The sequence below is a fragment of the Noviluteimonas caseinilytica genome (assembly GCF_018406605.1).
Taxonomy (GTDB): Bacteria; Pseudomonadota; Gammaproteobacteria; order Xanthomonadales; family Xanthomonadaceae; genus Noviluteimonas; species Noviluteimonas caseinilytica.
The window spans coordinates 763,711-777,265 of sequence record NZ_AP024545.1 but is presented as its reverse complement, the minus strand read 5'-3'; the positions used below and the strand labels follow the sequence as shown (position 1 = coordinate 777,265).

Genomic DNA, 13,555 nt, shown 5'->3' with positions numbered 1-13,555 from the left:
TGTCACGGAACGAGGGGGGACCGAATGCGTTGGAGACAATCGCGTCAGAAAGTGACCCGATGCGTCATTCGGTCCCCCGACAAAGCCGCTTGGCGCGGCCCGTGGTGCGGGTCTATCGGATTACGGCGTACCGCTGCACGAGCAGCTGCTCGGGCACCACTTCTGCGGCATGGTCGTGCTCTTGCAGTGCCATTCCAGGCTGCCGGCATTGCGGACGCCCGAGAAGGAGAGCGTGCGCGCCGGGGCCGCCGACAACTTGGCGTTGGCCTTCGGACCCGCGTAGGTCGCGATGATCACGCCGGTCGTGGTGCCGACGTTGACGGCACTGACGTACTCGCCCTTGATCGACACGTCCGTTGCCAGGCCTGCCGAAGAATTGGCTGCCGGGAAGTAGCCACGCGTGTTGACGAACTCGCCCACCGCCGTCTTGATGCCGTCGGCCAGCGACGAACCTTCGGACACCTGCGAACGGATCACGTAGTCCTGGTACTGGCTGATGGCGATCGCCGCGAGGATCGCGATGATGGCGACGACGATCATCAGTTCGATCAGCGTAAAGCCTTGCATCTTCTTCATGGTGGTTCCCCTCGAGTAATTGGCGGAGTGCGTCGCACTCCCTCCCCCGAGGCGTGGCGACGGCCGTGCTGCGTGCACATGCGAAGAGATAAGGTCGCACCGTCCGTGCCACGAAAGGGCAGGAAAGGCCACCTTCCGTCAGGTGACGGACGGTCATGGGCACATCGCACTTCGGCGAAGGAAGGAGACGTTGCCAGCGGCAACGAGCGGCCAGCTCAGTCGATGCCGAGCTTCTTGAGCTTGTAGCGCAGGGCCCGGAAGGTGATCCCGAGGGCCGCGGCGGCCTTGGTCTTGTTGTAGCGATTGTCTTCGAGCGCCTGCTGGATCGCGTTGCGTTCGATCTCTTCGATGTAGCTCGGCAACGCGCTGGTCATGCTGTCGCGCGGATCGGTGGTGCGCGGATCGCGCGTCATCGGTTCGCGCATCAGCGGGGCTTCGCGCACCGGTTCGCGCGCGCCGGGCTGCGCCGGCGTGGTCATCGCCGGGCCCCAGACGGGCAGGCGCAGGTCCGCGAGTTCGATGACGTCGCCTTCGGCCAGCGCCATCGCGCGCTCGAGGATGTTCTCCAGTTCGCGCACGTTGCCGGGGAAGGGATAGGTGCGCAGCGCATCCACCGCGTCCGCGCTGAGCGCGGGCAGGTGGCGGCCCTGCGCGCCGGAGAGGCGACGCAGGATCGCATCGGCCAGGCCCGGCAGGTCGTCGCGGCGTTCGCGCAGCGGCGGCACGCGCAGTTCGATGACGTTGATGCGGTAGTACAGGTCGTGGCGGAAGCGGCCTTCGTTGACGAGCGCGCCGAGATCCTTGTGCGTGGCCGAGAGGATGCGCACGTCGACGAGGACTTCGGCGTTCGCGCCGACGGGGCGGATCGATTTTTCCTGGATCGCGCGCAGCAGCTTGACCTGCATCGGCAGCGGCAGCTCGGCGACTTCGTCGAGGAACAAGGTGCCGCCGTCGGCGGCCTGGAACAGGCCGGGCTTGTCCGCGTGCGCGCCGGTGAACGACCCCTTCTTGTGTCCGAAGAATTCGCTCTCCATCAGTTCGGCGGGAATCGCACCGCAGTTGACCGGCACGAAGGGACCTGCGCCGCGTGCGCCCTGTTCGTGGATGGTGCGCGCGACGAGTTCCTTGCCCACGCCCGATTCGCCGGCGATGTACACCGGCGCCTGGCTGCGCGCGACTTTGCCGAGCGTGGCCTTGAGCGCGACGATGGCGGGCGAGTCGCCGAACAGGCGCGTTGCCAGCACGTCGCTTGCCGCCGCGATGCTCGCGCTGCGCTTGCTGCCTTTCTGCGGAAGATCCAGCGCGTGCTTCACCAGGCCGCGCAACACGGCCAGGTCCACGGGCTTGCTGACGAAGTCGAACGCGCCGGCCTTCAGGGCTTCCACCGCGGCGTCGACGTTGCCGAACGCGGTGATCATCGCGACCGGCGTGTTGGGGTATTGCTGCGTGATTTCGCCGATTAGGTCGATGCCCGAGCCGTCGGGCAGGCGCATGTCGGTGAGGCACAGGTCGAAGCGGTGCGCCGCGAGCAACGCGCGCGCCTCGCCGAGGCTCGACGCGGTTTCGGTGCGCAAGCCCATGCGACCCAGCGTGAGCACCAGCAATTCGCGGATGTCGCGCTCGTCGTCGACGATCAATGCACTGCGCTGGTCGTTCATCGTGCTCCCTTTCCCCCGGGGCACACCTTACCCGGACCGCCCCGTGAAGCGGAAGACGATGCGATCACGTCGGAAGAAGTGAATGCGGACCCGCGAGCCGGATCCGGAAACAACACCCGCCCCCCGGCACCGACAGGTATTCCAGCGTCGCCTGGTTGGCGCGGCACAACTCGCGCGCGATGTAGAGGCCCAGGCCCGTGCCGTGGCCGGAGGTCGTGAAGAACGGACGGAACAGCTGCGCGGCGACGGTCTCGGGGATGCCCGGGCCGCGATCGAGCACGTCGATTTGCGGGCCGTGCGGGTTGCCGATGTGCAGCGTCACGCGCGCCGGCTGGCCCGGCATGCGCCCGTAGGTCAGCGCGTTGTGCACCAGCGCCACGAGCACCTGGTGCAGCTGGCGCGGATCGGCCAGCGCGGGGACCGACGGGTGTTCGGACGTCACGTTGAGCGTGTCTTCTTCGAGCGGATGGTTGGTGCGGTATTCCTCGGCGAAGCGCCGCGCGAAGCCGACCAGCTCGATGTATTCCGGCTGCGCGCGTTCGCGGCGCGCCAGGCCCAGCACGTTCTCGACGATGCCGTTCATGCGCATCGTCTGCTGGTGGATGATTTCCAGCAGGCGGCGGTCGGCGTCGAGGATCTCGCGCGATTCCTCCAGCAACTGCGTCGCGTAGGAGATCGCCGCGAGCGGGTTGCGGATTTCGTGCGCGAGGCTGGCGGAGAAACGGCCGAGGGTCGCGAGCGTCATCGATTCGGCGCGGCGCGACAGCAGCGTGGTGTCGTCGAGGAACACCAGCGACTGGTCGCTGTCGGCCAGCAGGCGCGTGAAGCGCGGGACGATTTCCGGGAGGTCGGGCGCCAGTTGCAGCGGTGTGTCGTCGGACACGCCATCGTGGCGCCAGCGGCGCAGGCGGCGTTCGAGTTCCGGCGCCAGCGTTTCCAGGGTGTCGTCGCTGTGCCCGCCGATCAGCAGGCGCGCGGCTTCGTTCGCGATGCGCACGCGGCCGTCGCCGTCGATCATCAGCACGCCGGTGCGCATGCGGTGGATGATCAGCTCGCTCACCTCGGCCAGGTTCGCCGCTTCCACGCCGCGCTTTTCCGCGAGCGCCTGGCTGTCGCGCATCTGCCGGCCCAGCAGGTTGGTGAGCGTGGCCACCGCCATGAAGCTGATCGAGAACATCAGCAGTTCGGCGGTGGAGCGCAGCGACCCGCCGCTGTCGAAGGCGCTCCAGATGAATTCGCCGATCAGCGCCACGCCGCCCAGCGCCGCCGCGCCCAGGCCGTAGCGCAGCGGCAGGAACAACGACGCCGCGCCCACGTTGAACAGCAGCATCAGGGCGATGCCCGAGGCCGAGCCCGGCAAGGCATGGATCGCCACCGTGGCGGCAACGATGTCGACCAGCACGCCCCACAACGCCTGCTGCGGGAACCCGCCGCGCCGGCCGGTGATGAACAGCACGACCGCCGCGAACAGGTAGCAGGTGGCCGCGGTGCGCCCGAGCACGGGGTAGCGCGCCTGCTCGAAGAAGCCGCCGAAGGGGCTGAAGAGGACCAGCGCCAGCAATCCGGCCTCGAGGGCGCGGTAGAGCGTGAAGAAATAGAGCTCGCGGCGCAGGGCGCTTTCGGTCGTCGCGGGGGCGGCGGGCGTGCGCGGCAAGCTTCGGAATCCGGCAGAGGTTGGCCGGGAGTATAGGGGTCGGCCGCAAGGGGACGGCGGCTTTGCCCCGCGGGTGCGGCATCGGCGACAATACGCGCCCTTTTCGCGCGCCCCGGCCCATCGGCCGCCGGACGACGAGCCCCGCTCGTGGTCAGGGAGGGGTTTTTCGCGCGGGGACTCTCCCCTCATTGGTGACGCATGAACTTCCACGAATACCAGGCGAAGCAGTTGTTTGCCGACTACGGCATCGCGGTCCCGGCCGGGCGCGTTGCGCGCACGCCGGAGGAGGCCGTCGACGCGGCCAAGGCCATCGGCGGCGATTTCTGGGTGGTCAAGGCCCAGATCCACGCGGGCGGCCGCGGCAAGGCCGGCGGCGTGAAGCTCGCCAAGACCTACGACGAAGTGCGCGACTACGCCAAGGGCATGCTCGGCACGAAGATGGAAACCTACCAGTCGGCCGGCGTCGCCCTGCCGGTGGATTGCGTGCTGATCACCCAGGCCACCGACATCGCGCAGGAGCTGTACTTGTCGGTGCTGGTCGATCGCTCGAGCAAGGCGATCACCTTCATCGCCTCGGCCGACGGCGGCGTGGAAATCGAAAAGACGGCGGAAGAAAACCCGGACGCCATCAAGACGCTGCACGTGAACTACGTGCAGGGCCTGCAGCCCTACCAGTGCCGCGAGATGGGCTTCGCGCTCGGCCTGAACGCCAAGCAGGTGAACCAGCTGACGAAGATCATGCTGGGCCTGGCGAAGCTGTTCAACGAGAAGGACCTGGCGCTGGTCGAACTCAACCCGCTGGCGATCATGACCGACGGCAACCTCGCGGTCCTCGACGGCAAGATCAACTCCGACGACAACGCGACGTTCCGCCATCCGGAACTCGCCGCGATGCGCGACATCCGCCAGGAAGACGAGACCGAAGTGCTCGCCAGCCAGCACGACCTCAACTACGTGACCATGGACGGCAACATCGGCTGCATGGTCAACGGCGCGGGCCTTGCGATGGCGACGATGGACGTCATCAAGCTCAATGGCGGCGAGCCGGCCAACTTCCTCGACGTGGGCGGCGGCGCCACCAAGGAACGCGTGACCGAAGCCTTCAAGCTGATCCTGCGCGACGCGCACATCAAGGCGATCTTCGTGAACATCTTCGGCGGCATCGTCCGCTGCGACATGATCGCCGAGGGCATCATCGCGGCGGTCAAGGAAGTCGACGTCAAGGTGCCGGTGATCGTGCGCCTGGAAGGCACGAACGTCGAAGCCGGCAAGGAGATCCTCAAGAATTCGGGACTGGCGATCATCGCCGCCGACGACATCAACGACGGCGCGAAGAAGGCGGTTGCTGCCGCCGCCCGCAAGTAAGGACCCGACACATGAGCGTTTTGATCAACAAGAACACGAAGGTGATCGTGCAGGGCTTCACCGGCTCGCAGGGCACCTTCCACGCCGAACAGATGGTCGATTACGGCACCCAGGTGGTCGGCGGCGTCACGCCGGGCAAGGGCGGCACCACGCACCTGGACCTGCCGGTGTTCAACACCGTGCGCGAAGCGGTCGACGCCACCGGCGCCGATGCGTCCGTGATCTACGTGCCGCCGCCGTTCGCGGCCGACGCGATCCTGGAAGCCGCCGATGCGGGCATCAAGGTGATCGTGTGCATCACCGAAGGCATCCCGGTGCTCGACATGCTGCGCGTCAAGAACACGCTGGCCGGGTACGACGACGTCGTGCTGGTCGGTCCGAACTGCCCCGGCGTGATCACGCCCGGCGAGTGCAAGATCGGCATCATGCCGGGCCACATCCACATGCCGGGCAAGATCGGCATCGTGTCGCGCTCGGGCACGCTGACGTACGAAGCGGTGAAGCAGACCACCGACGTCGGCCTCGGCCAGTCCACCTGCATCGGCATCGGCGGCGACCCGATCAACGGCACCAACTTCATCGACGCGCTGAAGTGGTTCCAGGACGACCCGCAGACCGAAGGCATCATCATGGTCGGTGAGATCGGCGGCAGCGCCGAAGAAGAAGCGGCGGAATTCATTTCGCAGTACGTGACCAAGCCGGTCGTGGGCTTCATCGCCGGTGCCTCCGCGCCGAAGGGCAAGCGCATGGGCCACGCGGGCGCGATCGCCTCCGGCGGCAAGGGCACGGCCGAAGGCAAGTTCGAAGCGATGGAAAAGGCCGGCGTCACCACGGTGAAGTCGCCGGGCGACCTGGGTGCGGCGATCGCGGCGCGCCTGAAGAAGTAAGCCTTCCTGCTTGAGCCCCTCTCCTTCCAGGAGAGGGGTTGGGGAGAGGTCCGCCGACGAAGCAGGACACTCCGTTGACACGCCAGCCGCCACTTTGCGGCATGGCCTCGACCGACCCCAACGTCCAATCCGCCGAAGAAGGCGGCCTGGTCTACGTCTCCGACAGCGATCCGGGCCTGCGCCGCCGCCGCGCCGGCAAGGGGTTCGCATACCTCGATGCCGCCGGTCGCGTGGTCCGCGATCCCGCCACGCTGCAACGCATCCGCAAGCTCGCCATCCCGCCCGCGTATCGCGACGTGTGGATCTGCACGCGTTCCAACGGACACCTGCAGGCCACCGGGCGCGACGCGCGCGGCCGCAAGCAATACCGCTACCACGCGCGCTGGTCGGAAGTGCGCGATGCCGAAAAGTTCGACCGCATCATCGCCTTCGGCGCCGCGTTGCCGCACCTGCGCCGCGCGCTGCGCCGCGACCTCGGCCTGCCGGGATTGCCGCGCGAGAAAGTCACCGCGATCGTCGTCGGCATCATGGCCGACACGCTGGTGCGCATCGGCAACGACGAATACGCGAAGGACAACAAGTCGTTCGGCCTGACCACGCTGCGCAACCGCCACGTCGAATTCCTCAAGGGCGGACGCATGCGCATGCGCTTCCGCGGCAAGAGCGGGCTGGAGCACGACGTGGTGCTCAACGATGCGCGCCTGTCGCGCATCGTGCGCCGCATCCAGCAGCTGCGCGGGCAGCAGTTGTTCCAGTACGAAGACGACGAGGGCAATCCGCAGCCCGTCGACTCCGGCACGGTGAACGACTACCTGCAGACCGCGATGGGCGGCGAATTCACCGCGAAGGATTTCCGCACCTGGAGCGGCACGCTGAGCGCGCTGCGCCTGCTCGCCGTGCAGGAGGTCCCGCGCAAGGCCAACGGCACCGTCAACGCGCGCGTGGCGACGGCGTTGTGCAACACGGTGGTGAAGTCGGTGGCCGAGTCCCTGCGCAACACGCCGGCGGTGTGCCGGAAGTCGTACATCGATCCGGTGGTGTTCGCGGCGTGGGAAGACGGGCGCCTGCAGCGCGCGGCCGGCAACGCGAAGGGCCCGCGACAGTGGGAGCAGGCGGCGCTGCGGTTGCTGCGGGCCGCGCGGCGCGAGGCGAAGCAACGGCCCAGGGCGAAAGGCAACGGCAAATCCGCCGCGAAGTGACGCGATACACTGCGCGTCCCCGCGTGGGCAGGAGACCCGGATGACGCTTCGGATCGCGATGGCGCAGTGCGATTTCCCGGTCGGCGCGATCGCCGCCAACGCCGCGCGCATCGTGCGCCTGGCGGCGCAGGCGCGCGACGAGCACGGCGCCGACGTCATCCTGTTCCCCGAGCTCGCCCTCAGCGGCTACCCGCCGGAAGACCTCCTGCTGCGCCCGCGCTTCCTCGCCGATTGCGAGGCCGCGATGCAGGCGATCGCGAGCGAAGTGCGCGGCATCGTCGCCGTCGTCGGCTGGCCGCAGGCCGCGGGCGCGGTGGTCTACAACGCCGCCAGCGTGCTGCGCGACGGCGCGATCGAACAGACCTACCGCAAGCGCGAACTCCCCAACTACGCCGTGTTCGACGAACGCCGCTACTTCGACGTCGACCCCGACGGCGAACCGTGCATGTTCGAGCTCGACGGCGCGCGCATCGGCCTGGTGATCTGCGAAGACCTGTGGTTCCCCGAGCCGCTCGCGCGCACGGTCGACGCCGGCGCGCAACTCGTGCTGGTGCCCAACGCCTCGCCGTTCGAACGCGACAAGCACGCGCAGCGCGATGGCCTGCTGGCGGAGCGTGTCGCCGAATCCGGCGTCGCCCTCGCGTATCTCAATACGGTCGGCGGGCAGGACGCGGTCGTGTTCGATGGTGCGTCGGTGATCGCCGACGGCGACGGCACCGTGCATGCGGCGGCGCGCGCGTTCGAAAACCACCTGTTGATCGCGGACTTCGATCCGGACACGCGCAAGTTCGCGCCCGTGCACTGGCCCGCGGAAGACGACGAAGGCCGCGACGCGCTCGCCTGGCGCGCGATCGTGCGCGGCACGCGCGATTACTGCGCGAAGAACGGGTTCGACAAGGTGTGGCTGGGCCTGTCCGGCGGGCTGGATTCGTCCGTCGTGCTCGCCATCGCCGTCGATGCGATCGGCGCGGAGAACGTCACCGCCGTGCGCTTGCCGTCGCGCTTTACCGCGGACCTGTCGAACGACCTCGCCGCCGTGCAATGCAAATCGCTCGGCGTGCGGCTGGAAACCGTCTCGATCGAAGCGCCGTTCAAGGGCTTCATGGAAGCGCTGGGCCCGTTGTTCGCCGATCGCGCGCCCGACGTGGCGGAAGAGAACCTGCAATCGCGCAGCCGCGGCGTGCTGCTGATGGCGCTGTCGAACAAGTTCGGCGGCCTCCTGCTCACCACCGGCAACAAGAGCGAGTACGCGGTGGGCTACGCCACGATCTACGGCGACATGTGCGGCGGCTACGCGCCGATCAAGGACCTGTACAAGACCGAGGTGTACGACCTCGCGCGCTGGCGCAATGCCGCAGGCGGCGCGGCGCCGCATGGCGGGCTGGCGATCCCCGAGGGCGTGATCGATCGCCCGCCGTCGGCGGAGCTGCGCGAAAACCAGAAAGACCAGGATTCGCTGCCCCCCTACGACGTGCTGGACGCAATCCTCTATCGCCACATCGACCAGGAACAGGCGCGCGACGAGATCGTCGCCGCGGGCTTCGACGCCGCCACGGTGGAACGCGTGCTGCGGCTGGTGCGCATCAGCGAATGGAAGCGCCACCAGGCCGCGCCGGGCCCGAAGGTGTCGCGCCGCGCCTTCGGCCGCGAACGCCGTTATCCGATCACCAACGGATATTCGTAGCCCAAACAAAAACCCCCGCGATCGCGGGGGTTTTCAGTTCAACTCCTGGAACGACCTCAGTCGTGCCCCGCCGCGCTCTTCTCGCCCGCGAACGGGTTGAGCTTGCGGAAGTTGGACGGATAGTCCGGCCAGTCGCCCGTGAGCCACGGGTGCTTGGGATCGTTCTGCTCCAGCACGCGCCGGGCATCGTTGGCCAGCGCCGTGTTGCCGAGCTTGGTGTAGGCCTCGCCCAGCACAGCGACCGCGTCGTTCTGGTGCCTGGTCTGCGGATACGTCTCCAGCAGGTACTTCGCGCGCTCGATCGCCGCCACGTTGGCGCCGCGGCGCAGGTAGTACAGCGCCGTGTCGAGCTCGTGCTTCGCGAACAGGTTGCGCAGGTCGATCATCCGCTGGCCCGCGTCGGCGGCGTAGCGGCTGTTCGGGTAGCGCTCGGCCACGATCGAGAAGTCGTTGTAGGCCTGCATCGGCGTGGACAGGTCGCGGTTGCTCATCTGCAGGTCGAAGACCTTCGACAGGAAGATGGCGTTGCGCGTGGAGTTGGACAGCCCGCGCAGGTAATAGAAGTACGCGATGTTGCGATGCGTGGGATAGGTGCGGATGAAGCGGTCGATCGTGGAGATCGCGTCGTCGTGCTTGCCCGACTTGAACTCCGCGTACGCCATTTCCATCAGCGCCTGCTCGGTGTACGCACCGTACGGGTACTGGGCGACGAGGCGCTGGAAGGTTTCGGTCGCGCTGGCCCAGCGCTCTTCGCGCATGTAGCCGTGGGCCTTGTCGTAGATCACCTCGACCGGCTGGCCCTCGTTCTTGTTCTCGTCCTTCCACAGCTTGCTGAACTTGGAGCAGCCCGAGGTGGCCAGCACCAGGGCGATCAGCAGGAACAGCAGGGGGCGCAGCGTCATGGAGCGATGAGTCATGGACGGGAAGCCGGGTGAGGGGCGCTTGGGGCGCGAGGCGCGGATAATACCAGTCCGCCACAACTGCCCGGGGCCGACGTTCGGTACCGCGCCTGAACCGGACTTGCGCATGAGCACCCCCGAGCTGGACCCCATCAACGAGACCTCCCCGGAGGCGGAACCGCGCTTCGCGGTGGTGCCCGACAGTGCGGCGGGGCGGCGGTTCGACGCCGTGCTGGCCGAATTGTTCCCCGAGTTTTCGCGTTCGCGCCTGTCCGAGTGGATCAAGACCGGCGACGCCCTGCTGGAAGGCAAGCAGGTGCGCGGCCGCGATCCGGTGCGCGGCGGGGAGTCGGTCTCGCTGATCGTGGTCCTGGACATCCAGACCACCGCCGCCCCCGAGGACATCCCGCTCGACGTGCTCTACGAGGACGAGGCGGTGTTCGTCCTCGACAAGCCCGCCGGCCTGGTGGTGCACCCCGGGGCAGGCAATCCGACCGGCACGCTGGTGAATGCGCTGCTCCATCGCGACCCCGGCCTCTCCGCGCTGCCGCGCGCCGGCATCGTGCATCGCCTCGACAAGGACACCTCCGGCGTCATGGTGGTCGCGCGCACGCTGCCGGCGCACACCGCGCTGGTCGAACAGCTCGCCTCGCGCGGCGTGCATCGCCAGTACCTCGCCGTCGTCGTGGGTGCGCTGGTGTCCGGCGGCACCGCCAACCTGGCGATCGACCGCCATCCGCGCGACCGCATCAAGATGGCCGTGCGCGAGGACGGCCGCGAAGCCATCACGCATTACCGGCTGCGCGAACGCTTCCGCGCGCACACCGCCCTGGAATGCCGCCTGGAGACGGGCCGCACGCACCAGATCCGCGTGCACATGGCGCACCTGAAGCATCCGATCGTCGGCGATCCGCTGTACGGCGGCCCGCTGAAGCTGCCGCGCGGCGCGACGCCCGAACTGATCGAAGCCCTGCGCACGTTCAAGCGGCAGGCGCTGCATGCGGAAACGTTGGAGTTCACGCATCCCACGACGGGCGAACCGGTGCGCTGCACGGCGCCGGTGCCGGCGGACATGCGCGGCTTGATGGATGCGCTGCGCGATGACGCGCGGGCTGCGGTGGAGAAGGGCAAGTAATGCAGTCGGCCCGTCATTCCCGCGAAGGCGGGAATCCAGAGGGTGCGGTGCTACGTGCGGCGTGGCCGATGTCTCCGGGCATCGTCACCTTCACGACCCTGCGCTTCGGCGCAGGCCACTCGTTGCCGCCCTTCGACACCTTCAACCTCGGCCTCCGCAGCGGCGACGACGCCTCCTCCGTTGAACAGAACCGTCGCGACCTGATCGAACGCTTCGCCTTGCCCTCCGCGCCCCGCTGGATCCGCCAGGTGCACGGCACGCACGTCGCGGTCGAACCGGAGACCGATGAACCCGAAGCCGACGCAGCCCTCACGCGCACGCCCGGCACCGTCCTCGCCATCCTCACCGCGGATTGCATGCCGGTCGTGTTCGCCTCGCGCAACGCCGACGAACTCGCCGCCGCCCACGCCGGTTGGCGCGGCCTCGCCGCCGGCGTGCTCGAAACCACGCTCGATGCCATGCGCACGCCGCGCGAGGACATCGTCGCGTGGCTCGGGCCCGCGGCCGGCGTGGCGTCGTATGAGATCGGGGAAGAAGTGCACGACGCCTTCGTGTCGCAATCGCGCGACGCCGAACGCGCCTTCTTCGCGACACGCCCCGGCCATTGGCGCGTGGACCTCTACGCACTCGCGCGGCAACGCCTCGCCCGCGCCGGCATCACCGACATCCACGGCGGCGACTTCGACACGATCGCCGACCCGCGCTTCTACTCGCACCGCCGCGACCAGCGCACCGGTCGCATGGCGACGATCGCGTGGATCGCGCCTTGAGCACGCCGCTGTTCCGCCGGCTCCTCGGCACCAGGTTCGATACGCTTCCGCCCCAGCTCCGTGCCTTGCATGCGATCGACACGCAGGCGACCTGGCGCGGCGAAGCCTCGATCCTGCGCGGCACGAATCCGCTCGCGCGGCTGTGCGCCGCGATGACCGGCCTGCCGCCGTCGCGCCACGCCGTCCCGACCACCATCGTGTTTTCCATCCACGACGATGCAGAAACGTGGGCGCGCGATTTCGGCGGCGCCCGCCTGCGTTCGCGTTGCACCGCGCGCGACGGTTTCCTGCACGAGCGCCTCGGCCCGATGACGTTCCGCTTCGCGCTGGACGCCCGCGACGACGAGATCCATTGGCGCACCGCCGGCGTGCGGTTGCTCGGCGTTTTGCCGCTGCCCGCGCGCTGGTTCGCCGACGTGCGTTGCCGCGAGCGCGAACACGCAGGGCGCTACGAATTCCTGGTCGAAGCCGCGATGCCGGTGATCGGCCGCCTCATCCGTTACGAGGGTTGGCTTGTCCCCGCCTGACGCCCGCGCCGTGATCGTGTTCGACGGCACGTGCGTGCTGTGCAACGGCTGGATCGATTTCCTGTTGCGCCACGACCGGCGCGGGCGCTATCGCTTCGCGGCGATGCAGGCACCGTCCGGACGCACGTTGCTCGCCACGCACGGGCTGGATCCGGACGATCCGTCGTCGTTCCTGCTGATCGAAGGCGAACACGCGTATCGCGATGTCGACGGCATTCGTCGCGTGCTCACCGGCTTGGGGGGTGCGTGGCGTGCCGCGCACGTGTTGCGACTGATCCCGGGTGCGGTGGGCGATCCGCTGTATCGCATGCTCGCGCGCAACCGCTATCGCTGGTTCGGCCGCCATGCGGCGTGCCGCGTGCCGTCGCCGGCGGAGGCCGAACGCTTCCTGCAGTAGCTAGGCGCCGCCGTTCGCCATCGACACCACGCGTTCGCGCGCCTGCTGCGCCAATGCATTCCGCGCCTGCACCGACATCCCCTCGGTCGCGATCGGATCGCCGAAGCGCACCACTATCGTCCCCGGCCGCACGCGGAAGCCCGACGGCGGCAACACTGCGCCGCTGCCCGTGATCGTCACCGGCACCACCGGCACGCCTGCTTCGATCGCGACCTGGAACGCACCGCCCTTGAACGCGCCGACGTGGCCGTCCTTGCTGCGCGTGCCTTCGGGGAACGCCACCAGCGTCGCGCCGTCGCGCAACTTGTCGACGGCATCGCCGAGCTTGCGCCGCGCATCGCGCGCATTGCCGCGATCGATGAACACCATGCCCATCGCGCGCGCATACCAGCCCACGAACGGCACCATCGCCAGTTCGCGCTTGAGCATGAAACGCAACGGCGCCGGCACCGCGCGGAACAACACGACGATGTCCATCATCGACGCGTGGTTGCTGACGAGCACGAGCGGCTTGTCCCAGGCGACGCGATCGGTGCCTTCGACCACCAGGTCCACGCCCGCGCCGCCCAGCAACAACGGCGCCCAGTACCAGCGGGCCATGCGCAGCGCGGGCGCCGGGCCCCGGAGGAGGGCGACCAGCAGCGCGACCGGGATCCCGGCGACGGTGAAGACGATGAGGGCGAACAATTGCAGCGCATTGAGCGCAAACCACCCCGCGGCCGGCAGGAATGCCGGGAGCGTGGGCCGGATGACCACGGCCATGCAGCAGGACCTCAGGGAAAGACAGGACGAAAGGATGCGGAG

13 protein-coding genes are annotated in these 13,555 nt (G+C 68.4%); 8 read left to right on the top strand and 5 right to left on the bottom strand.

The window, feature by feature from the left end; translation table 11 throughout:
* Nucleotides 1–120: 120 nt before the first annotated feature.
* From LYSCAS_RS03915 to LYSCAS_RS03905, 3 genes are all read right to left on the bottom strand, one after another.
* Nucleotides 121–576 (bottom strand): pilin, encoded by a 456-nt coding sequence (locus LYSCAS_RS03915; protein WP_213435860.1) that lies wholly within the window; start codon nucleotides 574–576, stop codon nucleotides 121–123.
* Between the two features lie 215 nt (nucleotides 577–791).
* On the bottom strand, nucleotides 792–2,234 hold the full coding sequence (locus LYSCAS_RS03910; RefSeq protein ID WP_213435858.1) for a sigma-54-dependent transcriptional regulator: 1,443 nt from the start codon (nucleotides 2,232–2,234) through the stop codon (nucleotides 792–794).
* Nucleotides 2,235–2,298: 64 nt separating this feature from the next.
* On the bottom strand, nucleotides 2,299–3,888 hold the full coding sequence (locus LYSCAS_RS03905) for a sensor histidine kinase (RefSeq protein WP_244858656.1): 1,590 nt from the start codon (nucleotides 3,886–3,888) through the stop codon (nucleotides 2,299–2,301).
* Nucleotides 3,889–4,086: 198 nt separating this feature from the next.
* On the opposite strand from LYSCAS_RS03905, the gene sucC reads away from it, so the two are divergent.
* The 4 genes from sucC to LYSCAS_RS03885 all read left to right on the top strand — a co-directional run bounded on the left by sucC (nucleotide 4,087) and on the right by LYSCAS_RS03885 (nucleotide 9,023).
* Nucleotides 4,087–5,253 carry an ADP-forming succinate--CoA ligase subunit beta gene (gene sucC / locus LYSCAS_RS03900; RefSeq protein ID WP_213435854.1) on the top strand — a complete coding sequence of 389 codons (1,167 nt, stop codon included), beginning with the start codon at nucleotides 4,087–4,089 and terminating at the stop codon, nucleotides 5,251–5,253.
* An 11-nt stretch (nucleotides 5,254–5,264) separates the two neighbouring features.
* Nucleotides 5,265–6,140, top strand: coding sequence for a succinate--CoA ligase subunit alpha (gene sucD, locus LYSCAS_RS03895; RefSeq protein WP_213435852.1), 876 nt, complete (start codon nucleotides 5,265–5,267; stop codon nucleotides 6,138–6,140).
* 101 nt (nucleotides 6,141–6,241) lie between these two features.
* Nucleotides 6,242–7,339: a DNA topoisomerase IB gene (locus LYSCAS_RS03890; RefSeq protein WP_213435850.1), complete on the top strand. Its 1,098-nt coding sequence runs from the start codon at nucleotides 6,242–6,244 to the stop codon at nucleotides 7,337–7,339.
* 40 nt (nucleotides 7,340–7,379) lie between these two features.
* Nucleotides 7,380–9,023 (top strand): NAD+ synthase, encoded by a 1,644-nt coding sequence (locus tag LYSCAS_RS03885; RefSeq protein ID WP_213435848.1) that lies wholly within the window; start codon nucleotides 7,380–7,382, stop codon nucleotides 9,021–9,023.
* A gap of 56 nt (nucleotides 9,024–9,079) precedes the next feature.
* Here the strand turns inward: LYSCAS_RS03885 and LYSCAS_RS03880 are convergent, their stop codons facing one another.
* Nucleotides 9,080–9,940, bottom strand: coding sequence for an outer membrane protein assembly factor BamD (locus tag LYSCAS_RS03880; RefSeq protein ID WP_213435846.1), 861 nt, complete (start codon nucleotides 9,938–9,940; stop codon nucleotides 9,080–9,082).
* A 109-nt stretch (nucleotides 9,941–10,049) separates the two neighbouring features.
* On the opposite strand from LYSCAS_RS03880, the gene rluD reads away from it, so the two are divergent.
* From rluD to LYSCAS_RS03860, 4 genes are read left to right on the top strand one after another with little or no spacing between them, the layout of a single operon-like run.
* Nucleotides 10,050–11,057 (top strand): 23S rRNA pseudouridine(1911/1915/1917) synthase RluD, encoded by a 1,008-nt coding sequence (gene rluD / locus LYSCAS_RS03875; protein ID WP_213435844.1) that lies wholly within the window; start codon nucleotides 10,050–10,052, stop codon nucleotides 11,055–11,057.
* Nucleotides 11,057–11,827, top strand: coding sequence for a peptidoglycan editing factor PgeF (gene pgeF / locus LYSCAS_RS03870; RefSeq protein WP_407075156.1), 771 nt, complete (start codon nucleotides 11,057–11,059; stop codon nucleotides 11,825–11,827). Before rluD ends, pgeF begins: the two co-directional genes overlap by 1 nt.
* The gene (locus LYSCAS_RS03865) at nucleotides 11,824–12,354 is read left to right on the top strand and encodes a DUF4166 domain-containing protein (protein WP_244858654.1); all 531 of its coding nucleotides are present in this window, start codon (nucleotides 11,824–11,826) and stop codon (nucleotides 12,352–12,354) included. Before pgeF ends, LYSCAS_RS03865 begins: the two co-directional genes overlap by 4 nt.
* Nucleotides 12,341–12,751 (top strand): thiol-disulfide oxidoreductase DCC family protein, encoded by a 411-nt coding sequence (locus tag LYSCAS_RS03860; protein ID WP_213435838.1) that lies wholly within the window; start codon nucleotides 12,341–12,343, stop codon nucleotides 12,749–12,751. Before LYSCAS_RS03865 ends, LYSCAS_RS03860 begins: the two co-directional genes overlap by 14 nt.
* Here the strand turns inward: LYSCAS_RS03860 and LYSCAS_RS03855 are convergent, their stop codons facing one another.
* Entirely contained in the window at nucleotides 12,752–13,513 is a 762-nt protein-coding gene (locus LYSCAS_RS03855) for a lysophospholipid acyltransferase family protein (protein WP_213435836.1), read from the bottom strand.
* Nucleotides 13,514–13,555: the final 42 nt, after the last annotated feature.